At 67.4% G+C, this 16,922-nt stretch carries 12 protein-coding genes and 1 tRNA gene; 6 read left to right on the top strand and 7 right to left on the bottom strand.

Going from position 1 to position 16,922, the window contains the following annotated elements; genetic code table 11:
* Positions 1 to 4: 4 nt before the first annotated feature.
* The 6 genes from EP7_RS03570 to EP7_RS03545 form a co-directional block, all read right to left on the bottom strand.
* Positions 5 to 1,354 carry a family 1 glycosylhydrolase gene (locus EP7_RS03570; RefSeq protein ID WP_463526211.1) on the bottom strand — a complete coding sequence of 450 codons (1,350 nt, stop codon included), beginning with the start codon at positions 1,352 to 1,354 and terminating at the stop codon, positions 5 to 7.
* A 176-nt stretch (positions 1,355 to 1,530) separates the two neighbouring features.
* Entirely contained in the window at positions 1,531 to 3,036 is a 1,506-nt protein-coding gene (locus EP7_RS03565) for a glycoside hydrolase family 43 protein (protein ID WP_463526210.1), read from the bottom strand.
* The gene (locus EP7_RS03560; RefSeq protein WP_463526209.1) at positions 3,033 to 4,532 is read right to left on the bottom strand and encodes a glycoside hydrolase 5 family protein; all 1,500 of its coding nucleotides are present in this window, start codon (positions 4,530 to 4,532) and stop codon (positions 3,033 to 3,035) included. The genes EP7_RS03565 and EP7_RS03560 overlap by 4 nt, the downstream gene beginning before the upstream one ends.
* A gap of 106 nt (positions 4,533 to 4,638) precedes the next feature.
* Entirely contained in the window at positions 4,639 to 7,158 is a 2,520-nt protein-coding gene (locus tag EP7_RS03555; RefSeq protein ID WP_463526208.1) for an NAD(P)-binding protein, read from the bottom strand.
* Between the two features lie 350 nt (positions 7,159 to 7,508).
* Positions 7,509 to 8,372, bottom strand: a complete 864-nt coding sequence (locus tag EP7_RS03550) for an alpha/beta fold hydrolase (protein WP_463526207.1) — start codon at positions 8,370 to 8,372, stop codon at positions 7,509 to 7,511.
* 121 nt (positions 8,373 to 8,493) lie between these two features.
* Positions 8,494 to 8,566, bottom strand: a tRNA-His gene (locus EP7_RS03545).
* A gap of 343 nt (positions 8,567 to 8,909) precedes the next feature.
* Here EP7_RS03545 and EP7_RS03540 point away from each other — a divergent pair.
* The 6 genes from EP7_RS03540 to purN all read left to right on the top strand — a co-directional run bounded on the left by EP7_RS03540 (position 8,910) and on the right by purN (position 15,668).
* Positions 8,910 to 9,938: a Gfo/Idh/MocA family protein gene (locus EP7_RS03540; RefSeq protein ID WP_463526206.1), complete on the top strand. Its 1,029-nt coding sequence runs from the start codon at positions 8,910 to 8,912 to the stop codon at positions 9,936 to 9,938.
* A 217-nt stretch (positions 9,939 to 10,155) separates the two neighbouring features.
* Positions 10,156 to 10,470, top strand: coding sequence for a hypothetical protein (locus tag EP7_RS03535; RefSeq protein ID WP_463526205.1), 315 nt, complete (start codon positions 10,156 to 10,158; stop codon positions 10,468 to 10,470).
* A gap of 254 nt (positions 10,471 to 10,724) precedes the next feature.
* Positions 10,725 to 11,183 (top strand): TPR end-of-group domain-containing protein, encoded by a 459-nt coding sequence (locus tag EP7_RS03530; RefSeq protein WP_463526204.1) that lies wholly within the window; start codon positions 10,725 to 10,727, stop codon positions 11,181 to 11,183.
* 102 nt (positions 11,184 to 11,285) lie between these two features.
* Positions 11,286 to 12,116 (top strand): purine-nucleoside phosphorylase, encoded by an 831-nt coding sequence (locus tag EP7_RS03525; protein WP_463526203.1) that lies wholly within the window; start codon positions 11,286 to 11,288, stop codon positions 12,114 to 12,116.
* Between the two features lie 54 nt (positions 12,117 to 12,170).
* Complete coding sequence (ileS, locus tag EP7_RS03520) at positions 12,171 to 14,993, top strand: isoleucine--tRNA ligase (RefSeq protein WP_463526202.1); 2,823 nt, start codon at positions 12,171 to 12,173, stop codon at positions 14,991 to 14,993.
* Positions 14,994 to 14,996: 3 nt separating this feature from the next.
* Positions 14,997 to 15,668, top strand: coding sequence for a phosphoribosylglycinamide formyltransferase (gene purN, locus EP7_RS03515; protein WP_463526201.1), 672 nt, complete (start codon positions 14,997 to 14,999; stop codon positions 15,666 to 15,668).
* 99 nt (positions 15,669 to 15,767) lie between these two features.
* Here purN and EP7_RS03510 read toward each other — a convergent pair whose 3' ends face one another.
* Positions 15,768 to 16,895: a peptidylprolyl isomerase gene (locus EP7_RS03510; protein WP_463526200.1), complete on the bottom strand. Its 1,128-nt coding sequence runs from the start codon at positions 16,893 to 16,895 to the stop codon at positions 15,768 to 15,770.
* Positions 16,896 to 16,922: the final 27 nt, after the last annotated feature.

Here is a 16,922-nt window from a genome sequence, read left to right as displayed (position 1 = left end):
TCGCTCAGGCGACGAGGCAGGAAGCCTCGACCTCCTCAAGGATCATCTCGCCCACCGACGCGGACGGGGTAACCACGTAGTCGCGATAGGCATCGACCAGCGGGGTCGGGTCGCGGTCCATCCGACCGGAGTCGGGCACGACGTCGTACAGGCCCAGGTGGAGCAGATGATGCTCCATCCCCTTGCGCGACCAGCGATATTTCCACTCGATCATCGTGAACAGCGGGAACCAGGTGTACCCCAGCACGGGCACGCCCTCGGAGCGGACCCGGTGGACGGCCGACACGGTCTCGCGCATCCAGCGGGCGCGTTCGACGTGCGGGCCGTTCGAGCTGGTCTCGGTGACCATCATGGGCAGCTGGTAGCGATCGTGCACCAGCCGCAAAACATCCGCCAGGTCGGTGGGCGTGCGGTGGCCCATCACCCGGGTCTTGCCGTCGCGGCGGACCACGAATTTATGGCTCGACCAGGGATAGTAGTTCACCCCCAGCACATCCCAGCGGGGCGCGTGCTCGGCCAGGCAGACCAGTTCGGCCTCGGTCGCCCCGTGCTCCAGCAACCATTCGAACCGAGCATGGCCGGGCAGGACCTTCCCGCAGGCGAGGTCGAGCGGCAGGAGTCGTCGGGACTGGGCCTCGGCGGCAAGATCCTCGACCTCGGGGGAGCCGGCCAGTTCCAGGCCGACGTCCTCGACGTGGACGAGCACCGCGTCGGGCTGCGCGGCTCGCAGGGCCTCGGCCGTCAGGCTCATCCCCTTGGCCAGCGACAGCAAGATCTTGACGTAGCCGTCCTCGCCCCGCAGGTAGGGGGGCCAGCGACCGTCTCGCCCGCAGAAGTTGGCCGTCACCGAAGGCTCGTTGACCGGCGTATAGCAGTGAACCAGCGACCCGTAACGCTCGGCGAACTTCGACGCAAACTCCGCGACCCGTCGCGGATACGAGGCGTTGACGAAGTGGTTGTCGAGCCAGAGCGGCGTCCCGTAATGCATCAGGTCGATGATCGGGGTCAGCCCCTTCACCTCGACGAGATACTCCAAGACGGGGTCGGTCCACGACCAGTCGTACTTCCCGGGCTCGGGGTTCACCCTGTACCAGGGAATTCCATAGCGAATCGTCGAGATCCCCAGGTCGGCTGCGATGTCGATGTCCTGCCGCCAGAGCCGATAGTGGTCCATCAGCTCGTACTCGTCGAGCCTCCGATGGCCGGCCCGGGTGTGCGGGACGAACGTATTCTCGATGCCGACAGCCCAGAGGAACTCGGACGATGAGGGGCCCCACCCGTTGGGATAGGAGCCTTGACCGCGCCGCATCGAACTCAGGTCGACGACGACCCCGCCGATCGGTTGGCTGTCCATTGTCGGTCCACTCCCACGAAGTCCCGTCTCGATTTTCCCGCCATGCCAGGGCGGAGATTGAGTGGACGGCACCGTCCACTCTTTAGTACGTACTTACGACCTGTTGGGACCGTGCTCGCTGACCGAAGGGATGATAATCGGCCCTCGAGCGACCGCATAGAGTACTTGTGATGACTTTATGCAACGACTCGAGTCGCCGAGATCGCGTCGAAGATGGCTGGTCCCTCGGCCATCAAACCCAACTTAATCCGTCCCCGGGGGACCGTCACACCGGCTGCCAGGATTACTCCGTCGAGTCGAACCTCGGCCGTCCCGCCTCCGGCCCGGACGTCGATGCGGTGGAAGCACGTCGGGTCGAAACTCGCTCCTCCCAGGGTCGGCAGCGGGGCATCGGTCACGGCCCCTTCCGTCCCCCCGATGAGCGCCGGGGAATCGGGCGAAGCCGGGAGTAAGATCGACAGATTCCCCGCCTCGCTTCGGAGAATCATCCCAGCTCGGCCAGAACCGGCCGAGGAAAATCGGACCCAGATCTCGACCGCGAAATCATCGACCAGATCAAGGGCGTCTCGCCAGGCCAGGCCCGAGGCCAGGCCTGCGTGGGAGGCGAGTCCATCATCGACCGTCGACCATTCGCCCGACTCGAAGGTCCAGCCCTCCGGCTTGACGCCCGGGGCGAATCGTGAGCGGTCGGAGGGGAGGGGAGGCGCCGTCTGCGGCTGGTCGGTCAATCGACCGATGGTCACGCCGCCAGCGTCCCAGAAGGCCGGGCACAGCCAGACCCGGCGGACGTGCTCGCCCGGACGACGGCCGTGCAGCACGATCCAGTCGTGCACCAGGTCCGGCCGGACGACCGAGAAATGGCCGGGCCCTTCGACCAGGCCGGGGACCGTGCCGAAGATCGGGCCCTCGCGGCCCCGAAGGTCGGTGTACGGGCCCAGGGGTGCATCGGCCACGGCCTCGCCCGTGCCGTACGCCCCGGTATAGTTACCGCCGCTGTAGCCGCAGAAATAACGCCCGTGGCGGCGGACCGGCGCGGGGCCTTCAATGGTGTTCCAGCTCTCGAACCGCCGGTTGTCGTACAGCGGCATCGTCCGATCGGACTGGAACAGCTGCCAGGGGGAATGGGCACGCAGGATCGGGACTGGGGGCCCCTCGGGCGTCAAGGGGTCACGCATCGGCTGGGCGACGATCCCCGTCCCGTGCGGGGGCTGCCCGTCTTCCACGAAGTCGAGACAGCGGAACAGGTAAAGCCGACCGTCGTCGTCCAGCAGCCACGAGCCGTCGATCGAGAACTTCTCCGAAGGGTCGCTGATCTGCGTGCGGAGATGGAACGGCCCCGCGGGATCGTCGGCCACGGCGACCCAGAGGGCGTGCCCTCTCCGCTCGACGTCGCCGAAACTGACGACCATGTAGAACTTGCCGTTCCAGGCCATCACCTCGGGGGCCCAGTAATCGGCGGGCTCCCCCTCGGCGGGCACGAGGGCGCCGCCCAGCGGGGTCCAGTTCAGCAGGTCGTCGGAGCGGTAGACCGGGATGACCCGGCCGTCGCCGGGCCCGGGGCCATCCGCGGTCCCATACAGGTAGAACCGGCCTCGATGAGGCAGGACGAACGGGTCGCCGAGCGCGATCCCCTCGATCGGATTCGAAAAGCTGGGGATCGGCGACTCGGCCGGCATGCTCATGCGCGATGCTCTCTCGCGGGACGGACGGCGATAGCCAGGTCGTGCCGGAACGGCGGCAGTTCGAACGCGAGAGGACCGCCCCGGCAGTCGAGCGTCACCTCTCCGAGGATCTGGCCGTTGTGCGTCTCGACGAATGTCAGGTCATACCTGCCCGCGTCCATCGAGGGAAGCTCGATCGTGGCCTCGCGGACGAGCGGGAGGAACGGAAGCTCGCCTTCGTGCTCCATCGCCTCGCGGCCGCGGATCACCCAGGCGACCGCCTGCCGGCCGTCGAGACAGGCGTAAGCAAGCAGATCTTCGGGGGCCACCTTCACCAGGTCGGTGACATTCACGGACGCGAACCGGGGCCAGTCGATGAGCCGGGCGAAGTCGGCCATCACGGCCTGGGCCTGGCGCATCCCGGGGGTCAGAGTGTGCGGGTGCCGGTTCGGCCAGCGCATCCCGCCGCCGGCACCGCCGCTGGCCAGGTGGGCCCACGACATGTGGCGGAAATAGCCCAGGTCGAACCCTTCGGGGAGCGTGATCCCCATGTCCTTGAAGGTGTGGATCGGGCCCGTCTCGCTGTCGGTGAACGGACGGCCGTCACGGATCTCGGCCAGGGCGTGCCGCACCCACCGGGCCATCGCGTCGGCCGCCGCCACCGTGTTCGTCGGCGCGTCGATCGCCCCCGGCTCGTAGACGTGGGTTGTGGCGAAGTCGAGGCTCGGGTGACGGAAGATCAGTTCCGCCAATGGGCCGCGGGGCTCGGCGCCAAAATGGCTGACCGTCTGGAGATGCGTCTTGCCGAAGTGAAGCCGCTCGATCTGCCGGACGTGCTCCGAGAGGTCGGCCACGACGTCCATCAGTCGGCTCGCAGTTTCGAAGTCGATCGCCTCCGAGGCCACCCCGTGGTCGTGCCCAAGCTCGTTCCAGAGATCCCAGGCGAAGACCACGCCCGAGCCCCCCCAGCGTTCCACCACGAACGCAATCCGCCGCTTAACCGCCGCCATACCTTCGGGGTCGGTCAGCAGGTCGATCTGCCTGCTGCATGGGCCGCCGCGGGCCGAGTTATAGGGGTGATCGTCCCACATCACCCAGGTGAAGAAGGTGTCGAACGGCGTCAGGAGAAGCCTGAGCCCATGGCGATCGCACAGGGCGATCAGGTCGTCGACGGCCTGGACCGTCACCGGGTCGAAGTCGCCAGGGCTCCGTTCCAGGAAGAGCCCGTCCCCCACGTACTCGAGCATGACCCGGAGCGTGGTCACGCCATGCTCGCTGAGCCAGGCCAGGTGCCTTTCCACGGAGGCGACGTCGCGCCGGCCGAGCAGCCCTTCCAGTTCCGGCCAGGTCAGGGCATCATTCTGGCCGATGATGAGGAACGGCTCAGAGTCTTCGGTCTCGAAGTAGCGGCGGCCGGGGCCAAGTCTCACCCACGCGAGGGGCTTGGACGTCCCCCAGTCGGGGGGAAACAGCGTCGGCTCGGCCTCGGCAATCGGCGGGTCGAACAAGGTGACCATCAGGACTTCTCCTCGGAGACAGGCCGGGCCGCCCCTTCCAACCGTTCGGGCCCGAACATCGGCCCCGGCCCCGGACGGTTGGAAGGAAGGCGGTCGGCCCCTGGGATCAAGGGCGACCGGCGCCGCTCAGCCCTTTGGACCGGCCACGAGGGGCCTGCGGCGCGGGGCCGATCGACTTCTCGCCGGACTGGACCGACTCGACCACCCGCTTCGACGAGAGGATCGCACCGTCCTGGTTGACGTACTTCCACTCGCCGAACCGGCCGATCGGGTAGATCCCCAGCCCGTGCAGGTACGCGTTGATGATGTCGAGGTTGCCCTGGCGTTCGGGCGTGAAGGGGATGTAGGCATGCGGCATGCCCAGCACCTGCTCGAAGACGACCTCGTCGCCGTCTCGCCAGAGATCCGTCCGTTTCAGGCCGGCCACGCAGGCGTCGATCAGCGCACGCTTGCCCTGAACGGGCAGCGGCTTGTACTTCGAGTGACTGATCTCGAAGGTGAGTGCACTGTGCCCAGGCGGGGCGTTGTTGGGCGACGCGTTCGACTGGACGAAGATGCGCTGGAAGATGTACTTGTCCTGGCCTTCGGGATAGTAGATCCAGTGCTTCTCCGTGACCTTCTCGCGGTTGATGCCCAGATTAACACAGACGACGGCCGTGCTCGGCAGGCTGTTGGCCGCCTGGCGGACCACCTCCGGGGCCCCCTCGATGGCCGCGATCAGGTCGGGCAGCGGGACGCTCGGGTAGAGGGTGCCGTAGCCGATCGTCTCCAGCCTGGCGTCGGACGACCCCGCCTCCTCGACGCGGAACGTCGCCCGTCGCTTGATCGGGTCGAGCTTCACCAGCGTCCTGTTCTGGGCGAACGCGCCGCCGCGGGCACTGACGCGGGACGCAAGGCCGGCGACGAACATCTCGCAGCCGCCGTTGACGGGGTAGCCGAACTTCGAGTTCGGGCCCATGTCGCCGCGGCCACGCTGGAGCGATCCCTCGATGACCTCGTCGAGCGACGGGGTCAGCACCCGGCCGGCGATCCAGTCGCTGCTCATCCGGGCGGGGTCGATGCCCCAGACCTTGAAGTTGTACGGCTCCATGAAGTGCCGGGTGATCCCCTCGCCGAACGTCCGCTTGCTCCACTCCAGGAAGTTAGGCGGGACCGAGTGGCCATTGCCGATTCCGTTGCCGTCCCCGGCTCCGTTGGCGTGCCCGCTCGTTGCGGTGAGCAGCGGATGCCTGGAAGCTTCGATCACGCCGAGCAGGCACTCCTTGACCACCTCGGTCGGCAGCCCATACAGGTTCCCCTGGAACGGATAGCGCTGGTAGGCGTCGTAGAGGTAGACCCAGCTCTCGCGGACCTGCTCGTGGAAGTTCCCTTTCAGGACCTCGCGGAACAGGGAGTCAACATACTTGTCCTGGGTGAAGAAGATGTGACCGGCGTAGTCGAACGTAAACCCGCCGTCGATGATCGAGCGGCAGAGCCCGCCGGCACGGCCGTGCTTGTCGGCGATCAGGAAGTCGGGGTCATCCAGATGCAGACCGGCGCTCAGGCCGGCCGGGCCCGCGCCGATGATCAGGTTCTTCGCCTCGTCGACAACCATGCGTCGGACTTTCGGTTGGGGTGCGGGGCTGCTGAAATGCTGCTCGATCTGGCGGCGCATCGCATCGGCGGTCGCGTCCCAGCCGCTCTCATCGGCCCGACGCCTGCCGGCCGCGGCCCGAGGCTCGTCGAAATTGGCCATCGCCGTCGTGGCCATCGAGAGGAACTGGTCGGCGCTCTCGGCGACAAAGACCAGATCGCCGTGGTCGCGCACCACGTCGCGGACCGCGGTCGACACGATCGGCTTGCCGCCGGCCATATATTCCAGGGTCTTCGTCGGGCTGATCGTCTTGGTCGATTCGTTCAGGGCCCAGGGCATCAGGCAGACGTCGAAGCCCTTCAAATAGGCGGGAAGCTCGGCATACGACTTCTGGCCGAGATAATGGAGGTTGTCACGCCGGGGCAGGCTTGCCGGGTCGACCTTGATCAGGGGGCCGACGAGCACCACCGAGCCCACGCCCGGCGTGTCGGCCAGCCGCGCGATCAGGTCGTAATCCAGCCTCTCATCGACCGCGCCGTAATAGCCGTGGATCGGCCTGGGCAGATCGGCCAGATCGGCGGGAAGCGGGAGGGCGGGGTCCTCGGCCTTGGCGAAGTGGCCCGCCTCGACCGCGGACGGGAAGCAGTGGAGATTCGCGTGCCGGCCGGCCTTGGCCTCGTACAGGCTCCGGCCCCCGGTGAACACGACGTCGGCCCGCCCGAGCAGCCGGGTCTCGGCCTCGGCCAGTCCGGAGGGGGCCCCGGCGAAGTTTGCCAGCTCGTCCATGCAGTCATAAACCACGACCTGATCGGCGGCGAGCCGGTCGCCATACGCCGAGAAGATCGGCGAATAGAACCAGCGGATCAGCGGGCGATCGCCGCGCACTTGCTGGACATAGTCTTCGACGAGCCGCCCGAGGTCGAAGTCGCGATCCGCTCGCCGGTGCGGGCGCAGGACCGTGACGCCGTCGGCCACGTGCAGCACATCGAGGCCGGGAGGACGGTCGTCGAAGAGCGGTTCTTCCTCGACGATCACCGGCCAGTGCGCGGCCATTCGGGTCAACAGATGCTGGGGACGCTGATACACCCAATCCCAACGTAGATGACAATGACACAGCAAGATGGGGGCGGACGTCCGCGCCGGGATCGGTAGAGACATCGCAGTGATCCTCAGAAAATTCGCGGGGCCTTGCTCTCCCGAGTCGCGATTCGGCGAGAGCCAGCGCAGCAGACAATGACGAAGGCCCCCCGCTACGGTGCCTGTGTCAACGCCCTGTTCGCTCGATGGACACGGACTGGCTCAGGCGGGATTGATTCGCGGATCAGGAATCTGCAAGTCTCGCGCCAGCGGCGCAGCAAATCAACCAATTTAACAAATACATGAACCAACACGCTTTAGGGGGGCTAATTGCTGGGCTTCGCCCCCAGGTTTTCGAGGATCAACCGACCGACCGCCGCTGCCTCCTCTTCGAGCAGCCAGTGCGAGGCGCCGTCGAGGATCTCGAAACGATAGGGACCGGAGACGTGGGCCGCGGTCGCGTGTGCGGCGACAGGCCCGAGGGCCTGGTCGCGGTCGCCCCAGACGTACAAGGTGGGGACCTCAACCAGGCCGATGCGCGCCGAGACGTCGAGCGCCCTGTACCAGTTCAGGGCGGCGGTCAGCGCCCCCGGCTCGCGCAATCGACGGACGTTGGCCTCGACCTGCGGGGCGGATAGCTTGCCGTCATAGGCCTTCTTCAAGCCCCGGAAGTTCCAGGCCTTGAGGAGGAACTCGGCGATGTGGAACGGTGCCCGGAAGAGTTTGACGTACCAGGACCGACGTTGCTGGTCGGGGTCGTTGGCGATCGCGTCGAGCAGCGCGTCGACGTGGGGGACCGACAGGACGCAGAGCGAGGCAAGTCGCCCGGGATGGCGGGCCGCCAAGGTCCAGGCGACGATGCCACCCCAATCGTGGCCGACCAGGTGGAACCGAGCCTGGCCGAAGGTGTCGGCAAAGCCCAGGACATCCGACACCAGCAGGTCGACCGCATAGTCGGCAACCCGCCCGGGCCGGGCCCCGGGAGAATACCCGCGTTGATCGACCGCGACAGCTCGAAAGCCCGCCTCGGCAAGCCGCCCCAGGATGGGCAGCCAGGAGTCGGCGAATTCCGGGAACCCGTGCAACAGGATCACGAGGGGGCCGGACACAGGGCCACCGGCCAGCGCATCGAAGCGGAAACCGTTGACGTCGAGGACCAGGCGTTCAACGCCGTCCGACGGGGAAGTCATGGTCACGCCCTGGGCCCATGGCAGACCGGCCATCAGGGCGAAAAGACCGGAGCAGCCCGGATTGGGACGACGGGAGTCGTCCGGTGTCGAGGACATCTGGGTGACAGAGTCGACAATAAGGGGTGGCTGACGGGATTTGAACCCGCGATCTCCAGATCCACAATCTGGCGCCTTAACCGCTAGGCCACAACCACCATCATCTCGCCCATCGGGAAGGGCGAGCGAGGTTTGATGGTAATCATTCGCCCGCCGCGTCGTCAACAGGCCGGGCCGCCGGGGGCGAGAAATCCGGGGCCGAAGAGGGTCCCGGGGAAGAGGCTGCGTAAGGGCTTGGAAAAATCTCGGGACATCCCTTGACCGGGCCGGATAATGTCTAGACTCTGGGGGCCGCCGGTGCCGGAATACTCCGGCCACCGGTCGCGGCAGGTTGTCGGCGAGGCTGGTTGCGAGCGTCCGACGCGGGGTGCGTCGAGGGCCGCGGATTCGGGTACTGCCTAAAAGAAGATCGCGGGCGCGCAGGCGAGGGATGGAGTGGGCATGGACGGGACTCGCGAGTTGCGGATCGGCTTCATCGGCTGCGGCCACGCGGCGGGGATCCACATGGATCGCTTCCTCGCGCTGGACGGGGTCCGAGTGGTCGGCTGCGCCGATGCCGACCGGCACGCCGCCCAGGCCCTGGCCGATCGTGCGACCGCAGTCGGGCTGGGCATGATCGGGGACCGACGTGTTGAGACGGCCGTGCCGGTGTTCACGGGCCACGCCGCCTTGATTCATGAGACTGCGCCCGACGCCATCGCCGTCTTCACGCCGCACCTGGCCCACTACCGCCCGACGATGGACGCGCTCCAGGCGGGCTGCCACGTCTTCGTCGAGAAGCCACTTTCGACCAGCGCCCAGGAGGCGGCCGACATCGTGGGCCTGGCCCAGGGGCGCAAACGGCTCGTCGGCGTCGGCCATCAGTACCGGCTGCTCCCGAGCCTGATCGCCGCCCGTGCCCGGCTTGCCGAGGGGACCATCGGGGCGCTCAGGCTGGTCTCGGCGACGCTCGCCCAGCCCTGGTTGGAGGGGCACGGCGGGGCGGAGAACTCCTGGAGGTTCGACCCCAAGATCGCCGGCGGGGGCCTGCTCGCCGACGCTGGCGACCACCTGCTGGACGCCTTGCTCTGGAGCACCGGCCGTGTTGCCGTTGAAGTCGCGGCCGTGCAAAGCCGATTGGATTCGGGCCTGGACGTGGTCACAGCCGCGGCGATCCAGCTCAGCGGCGGGGTCCTCGCGACGGTGGCCTTGTCGGGGATCTCGCCCGACTCGCTCTTCGAGATGACGTTCTTCGGTGAGTTGGGTCGTCTCCACCTCACCGACCGGACCCTGGTCGAGACGATCGGCCGGTCCCCCCCCGCGGAGGTCGGACTGCCTGAGCCCGGCGAGAGCATCGACGCCAACTTCGTGGCCGCGATCGCCGGCAACGGCCCGCTCTGCTGCCCGGCCGACGAGGCCCTCGACGCCGTCCGGTTGCTGGACGCCATCGGACGTTCGGCCGCCACCGGCCAGGTCGTCCGACCGACCTGAGAAGGCGCCGCACACGCCGGTGGACGCGTGCCCGGCCCACCGGCCCCGAATCTCCCCGAAGTTCTCGATCGTACGGCCTATCCTTCGCCCGACGTGCCGATCCTCCCGAGAGGCGAGTCGGCGAGTGCAAGACAATGAGTCGGGGCGACCTGTCCCCCTTGGCCCGAGGAATGACCTCATGTTGGACTGCCTGGTGTTGTCCGAGACCCTCGAAGACGTGATCGCCGGCCTGGCGACCACCCCTTCGTTTTCCAAAGTAGCCCCGCTGACTGCCCGCCACCCGGGCGAGGAAGAGGAGCTGGACGAGGACGACGTGGACGACGACGAGGAAGTTGACGACGACTTCGAAGACGACGAAGACGAGGACGACGACCTCGACGACGACGAGGACGACGAGCTGGAAGGAGAGAACTTCGACCAGATCGACGAGATCGAAATCGACGATGACGACGATGACGACGACGATGATGACGACGATGATGACCTGGACGACGACGACGACGAGGATGAAGACGAGATCGACGACGTCTGAGCCTCGGGCCTAGACGACCTCGATCCCGGTCCGGCCCGTGGCCCCGCCGGCAACTCGGCGGGGCAGGGGCGCGGCCGGGTCTCGGTCGGCCCCGGATGTGGCCGCCCGACACCATCCGGTTTTTCGTAAACTTCGGCTTGGAGGCCGACTTGCGTTCTGGCTATTCTTGAGGGATGCTTTCTTGGCCCTTCCGCGCCCGCAAGGGATGCATGGGGGCTGGGCCAGACTCGATGCCGACAGGGGAGCAACCCGCGATGGCCGCAGCCTACGAACGACCGGACGATCCCTCGGCCGAGGGAGCGAAGCCCGCGCCTTCGACGAGGAGACTGCGAGAGCAGACCCAGATCGACTTCGAACTGGAGTTCTTCGGCCGGGTCCTGGAACGCGACCCGCTCTACACCGAAGCCCTTCGGGTTCACGCCAACAACCTGGCGTCCAAGGGCCAGCATGCCCGGGCCCTGCAGGTCGACCGCAGGCTCGTCCGCCTGCTCCCCGAGCGGTCGATCCCCTGGTACAATCTGGCCTGTAGCTTCGCCGTGCTCGGCATGCTCGACCCCGCCTTCGGGGCCCTTCAGCAGGCGCTCGACCTGGGGTATCACCACGCCGATCACCTGAGGCGCGACCCCGACCTGAAGCCGCTTCGCGGCGACGCGCGGTTCGACCGCATGATCCGCCTTGCCTACGCCCGGGCCGCCGAACACGACACGCCCTGACGCCGGCCGGCACGGCCCGTCTGATTCAACCTCTCGCCCTCCCGTCACGACGCAAGGCCCACGCGTGGCCGTCGCCGTCGCCCACCTCTGAGTCAGGCACCCATGCTCCACCACACCTGGGACGACGTCCGCGAAGCCACCGAGGCCGTGAAGGGCCGCTGGCCCGGGACGCCGACCGTCGGCATCGTCCTCGGCACCGGCCTGGGAGGCCTGGCCGACGAGATCAAGGCCGAGGCGCGGATCCCCTATCCCGAGATCCCCCACTTCCCCAAGTCGACGGTCGAGAGCCACAAGGGCCAGCTCGTCTGCGGGACCCTGGCGGGCAAGTCGGTGGTGGCGATGGAAGGCCGCTTCCATTCCTATGAAGGGTATACGCCGGCCCAGGTCACGTTCCCGATCCGGGTCATGAAGGAGCTCGGCTGCACCACGCTGCTCGTCTCCAACGCGGCCGGCGGCCTGAACCCCTTGCATCACAAGGGCGACCTGATCGTCATCGAAGACCACATCAACCTGATGGGGATCAACCCCCTGATCGGGCCGAATGATGACCGCCTGGGGCTCCGGTTCCCCGACCTGATCGAGCCCTACGATAAGAAGCTGCAGGCCCTGGCCCTCGAGATTGCCCTGGAGCAGAAGATCGTCGCGCACCGGGGCGTCTATGTGGCGGTGACCGGGCCGAACCTGGAGACGCGGGCCGAGTATCGGTTCCTGCGGGCCATCGGCGCCGATGTGGTCGGCATGTCGACGGTGCCCGAGGTCCTGGTGGCCGTCCACGCCGGCCTGAAGGTGCTGGGCTTCTCGATCGTGACCGACCTCTGCCTCCCCGATGCGCTGGAGCCGGCGAACATCGAGGAGATTATCAAGGTCGCCAAGACGGCCGAGGGGAAGCTCAGGACGCTGGTGATCGAGGTCTTGAAGCGGCTGGATGCCTGAGACGGGCCGGATTGCCCGCGATGGACTCGCCGCGAGCCAAAGATTGAGCGCTTCATGTCGACGAATGCGAAGCCGTACAAGGACACCTTGAACCTGCCGGTCACCCGGTTCGAGATGAAGGCGAACCTGAACCTCAGGGAGCCGAAGGTCCAGGCAAGGTGGGCGGAGACCGGCCTCTACGGCAAGATCCGGGAGGCCGGGAAGGGCAAGCAGAGGCGGGTGCTGCACGACGGCCCCCCCTATGCCAACGGCGACATCCACATGGGTCACCTTCTCAATAAGGTGCTCAAGGACGTCATCGTCAGGTTCTTCACCATGAAGGGGTATGACAGCCCCTACGTGCCGGGCTGGGACTGCCACGGGCTGCCGATCGAGCACAAGGTCATGAAGGACCTGGGCTCGAAGGCCTCCACGATGAGCTTCCCCGAGATCCGCGACCTCTGCCGCGTCGAGGCCCTGAAGTGGGTCGGCGTGCAGACAGGGCAGTTCCGGCGGCTGGGGATCAGCGGCGACTTCGAGAATCCGTACCTGACCCTGAACCCGGCCTATGAGGCGGGCGTCCTCGACGTGCTGGCCGACCTGCTGGCCCGCGACGAGGTCTTCCGCCAGCTCAAGCCGCTGCACTGGTGCATCCAGGACCGGACGGCGCTGGCCGAGGCCGAGCTTGAGTATCGCGACGAGACCAGCACCAGCGTCTATGTGAATTTCCCGATGACCGCCGGCGTGCCGGCCGCCTGGGGCGAAGGTCCCTGGCATGCGATGATCTGGACGACGACCCCCTGGAGCCTGCCGGGCAACGTCGCGATCGCCCTGAACCCGAAGATCGACTACGCCGGCGTGCGCTACGCCGACCCCGCCGACGGCAGGCCGGTCCACGCCATCGTGGCCGTCGAGCTACTGTCGAAGGTGATGGCCCTGCGCGGCGTGACGGAGGTCGTCGAGCTGGGTCGCTGCAAGGGCAAAGACCTGGAAGGGGCGACGTATCGCCACGTCTTCATCGACCGCACCGGCCCCTTGATCATGGCCGACTACGTGAGCGTGGACGACGGCACGGGGCTGGTGCACAACGCGCCCGGGCACGGCGTGGAGGACTACCAGGTCTGCCGCGCCCTGGGCCTGCCGACGATCAGCCCGGTGGACGCCGCCGGGCGGTTCACCGACGAGGCCCCGCCCGAGCTGGTGGGCAAGAACGTCTTCGCGGCGAACCCGGTCGTGGTCGAGATGCTCCGGTCCGCCGGGGCGCTCTATCATGAATTCGCGTTCAAGCATAGTTACCCCCATTGCTGGCGGTGCAAGAAGCCGGTGATCCAGCGGGCGACCGAGCAGTGGTTCGTCGGGGTCGACCGCAATGACCTGCGCGGCCGAACGATGGAGGCCATCGCCGGGGTGAAGTGGATCCCCGGCTGGGGCCGGACCCGGATCGAGTCGATGGTGGCGGGCCGGCCCGACTGGTGCATCAGCCGCCAGCGTGCCTGGGGCGTGCCGATCCCGGCGTTCGGCTGCGAAGGGTGCGGCACCCAGGTCCTCACGGCCGAGAGCGTCCGGCACGTCCGGGACATCGTCCGCGAGAAGGGGGCCGACGCCTGGTACACCGAGCCGGCCGAGAGCCTGCTGCCCCCCGGGACGTCGTGCCCGAAGTGCGGCGGCGGGTCGTTCGTCAAGCAGGGTGACATCCTTGACGTCTGGTTCGAGTCGGGCAGCAGCCACCGGGCCGTGCTGTCCGACGAAGGGCGCGGGCTGGGGTTCCCGGCGTATCTGTACCTGGAAGGCTCGGACCAGCACCGCGGCTGGTTCCAGTCTTCGATCCTGACGGCGGTCGGCACGACCGGCCGGGCCCCCTTCGAGGCCGTGCTGACGCACGGGTTCATCCTCGACGAGAAGGGGGAGAAGATGTCCAAGAGCGGCGGCAACGCGATCTCGGCCGTGAAGGCGACCGAGACTTATGGGGCCGACGTGCTCCGGCTGCTGATCGCCAGCATGGACTATGCCGACGACGTGAAGATCCGCGAGGCAGGCATCAAGGAGATGTCGGAGTCTTACCGGAAGATTCGAAACACATTCCGATACATGCTCGGCAACCTGGACGACTACGCCGGGTTCGACGGGGATTCGGCCGGAGTGCCCGCGCTGCGGGAGGTCGACCGCTGGGCGCTCGGGCTCCTGAACGACGTGGTGCGGGATGTGACGGCCTCCTATGAGCGATTCGAGCTGTACAAGGCCTATCAGCGGCTCTACGAGTTCTGCGGAGTCGGCCTGTCGAGCCTCTATTTCGATGTGTTGAAGGATCGGCTCTACGCCGAGGCCCCCGACGGCGAGCCCAGGCGGGCGGCCCGGTTCGTACTCGACCGGGTGCTGAGGGCCCTGGTCCGGATGGTCGCGCCGATCGTCCCGCACTCGGCCGAGGAGGTCTGGGACTTCCTGCCGACCGACGGCGAGAAGGCCGAGAGCGTGCACCTGGCCGCTTGGCCCGAGGCCGATCCGGCATTCGATGACCCCGCGCTCAAATCCCGCTGGGAGCGGCTGTTCGCCCTCCGCGAGCTGGTGACGCTGTCGATCGAGCCGATGCGGGCCCAGAAGCTGATCGGCAGCTCGCAGGGTGCGGTAGTCACGCTGACCTACCCGACCGAGGAGCGGGCCGCGGCAGCCCGGGCGGACGTCGAGTTGCTGACCGAGCTGTTCATCGTCTCCGAGGTGAAGGTGGTGGCGAGCGGGACCGGCGGGGACGCCGATCTTCCCCTGGTCACGGTCGAGAAGTCGACCCATCCGAAGTGCGAGCGGTGCTGGAACCAGCGTGAGTCGGTCGGTTCGGACCCGGCCCATCCGACGCTCTGCGCCCGTTGCGCCGGGGTCGTGGCCATGCTCCCGGCCGGGGGCTGATCCGTGGCCGATGATGCGATGACCCGAGAGCCGCGAACCGGGCCGATCAAGGTCGCGGTCTGCGCCTCGGGGGGCGGGACGACGCTTCAGAACCTCCTGGATCAGATCGGCGACGGCCGGCTCGATGCCCGGGTGGTGCACGTCGTGGGGAGCAAGGCGGGGATCGGGGCGATTGCCAGGGCCGAGGCGGCGGGGGTGCCGGCCTCGGTGGCGCTGCGGGCGGGGAAGTCGCTGGAGGCGTTCAGCCGCGAGGTCTTCGACCCGATCCGCGCGGCCGGTGCCGAGCTGGTGGTGCTGGGCGGATTTCTGGCCTTGGTCGAGATCCCCGACGACTATGCCGGCCGGGTCATCAACATCCACCCCTCGTTGATCCCCGCGTTCTGCGGCAAGGGGTTCCACGGGGCGGCGGTGCACCAGGCGGCGGTGGAGGCGGGGGTGAAGGTTTCGGGGTGCACGGTCCACTTCGCCGACCAGACGTATGACACCGGGCCGATCATCGTGCAGCGTGCGGTGCCGGTCTGGGCGGAGGACACGGCCGAGACTCTGGCCGCCCGGGTCTTCGGGGCCGAGTGCGAGGCGCTCCCCGAGGCGATCGAGCTGTTCGCTGAGGGGCGGCTCCGGGTGAGCGGCCGCGTGGTCTCGGTGGTCGGGGACGACCCTCGCCGGGGCTCCTGAATTCAACGTTCGCTTTAATGTTCATCAAACAGGCCCGGGCCATCCTTGGTGGATGGCCCGGGCCTTCGCGTCGGCGTCAGGTTCGGTCCGATCCGGGGTTCACTTCGGGGCGGCCGGCTTGGGCTGTGCGGCGGCGGGCTTGGTGGCCGGGGCCGCGGCGGGCGCCGGAGCGACGTTCTGCGGCGTGATGGGGGGGAAGAAGTCGGGCGGGACGGGCTTGATGTCGATCTTGGCGGTCTTGCGCTCGCTGTCGACGATCTGCTGCTGGAGGTCGGTGACGTACTGGTTGAAGATCGCGACCTTGTTCTGCTCGAAGTCGATCGGCTTGCCTTCCTTGCGGTCGTTCACCTGGATGAGGTGAAGGCCGTACTCGGTCTCGACCGGGTCGGAGATCGAGCCCTTCTTGAGGCCGAAGGCGGCGGCGGCGAACTTCTCGATGTACTGGTTGCGGCGGCGGAAGTAGCCGAGGTCGCCGCCGCTCTTGGTGGCGACGTTGCCGTCGTCCTCGGAGAACTTGTTGGCGGCGTCGGCGAAGGAGATCTGGCCCCCTTCGATCTGCTTCTTGATGCCGAGGAGCTTCTGCTTGGCCTGCTCCTTGACCTCGGGCGTGGCGTCGGGGGGGAGTTTCAGCAGGATGTGGCTGGCCTTGACGGTGGAGCCGTAGAAGAGGTCTTTATTGTCGTCGACGTACTTCTTGAGCAACTCGTCGGTGGCCATCTGCTTGGTGAAGTTGGCCCAGCGGATGCCCGAGGCGATCTGCTCGCGCAGCTTGGCGATGGGGATGTCGTTGGTGGCCAGGACGTTGAAGAGGTCCTGACCGTCGGCCTTCAGCTCGGCCTTGAGGCGCTCGACCTCGGCGTCGATCTCCTTCTCGGTGGCGACGGCCTTCTGATTGATGACGTAGCGGTTCAGGAGCTTGGTGTTGGCGATCATGTTGGCGCCCACCTTGAAGAACTCGGCGAGGGTTTCCTTCTCCTTGCCGGGCTCGAGCTCGAACGGGAATTTGTCGAGATATTCCCGCAGCTCGATGGCGGTGATGGGCTCGCCGTTGACGGTGGCGATGACGGTCTGGGGGGGGGTCAGCTTGGGGGCCGCGGCAGGCTTGGCCTGCGCTGGGGCAGGGGCGGCGGGCTTGGCCTTGGCCTTGGCGGGGGGGGCCTGAGCGGGGGCGGACGCGGCCGAAAGCGCCAGCAGGCAAGCGCAAAGCATGGAGGAAACGACGCGCATCGGTCACGACTCCCTGACGTCCTGGGG

The organism is Isosphaeraceae bacterium EP7 (assembly GCA_038400315.1).
In the GTDB taxonomy this organism is placed as follows: domain Bacteria; phylum Planctomycetota; class Planctomycetia; order Isosphaerales; family Isosphaeraceae; genus EP7.
Note: the sequence above shows the minus strand (reverse complement) of the source record. Positions and strands in the feature narration are given on the sequence as shown.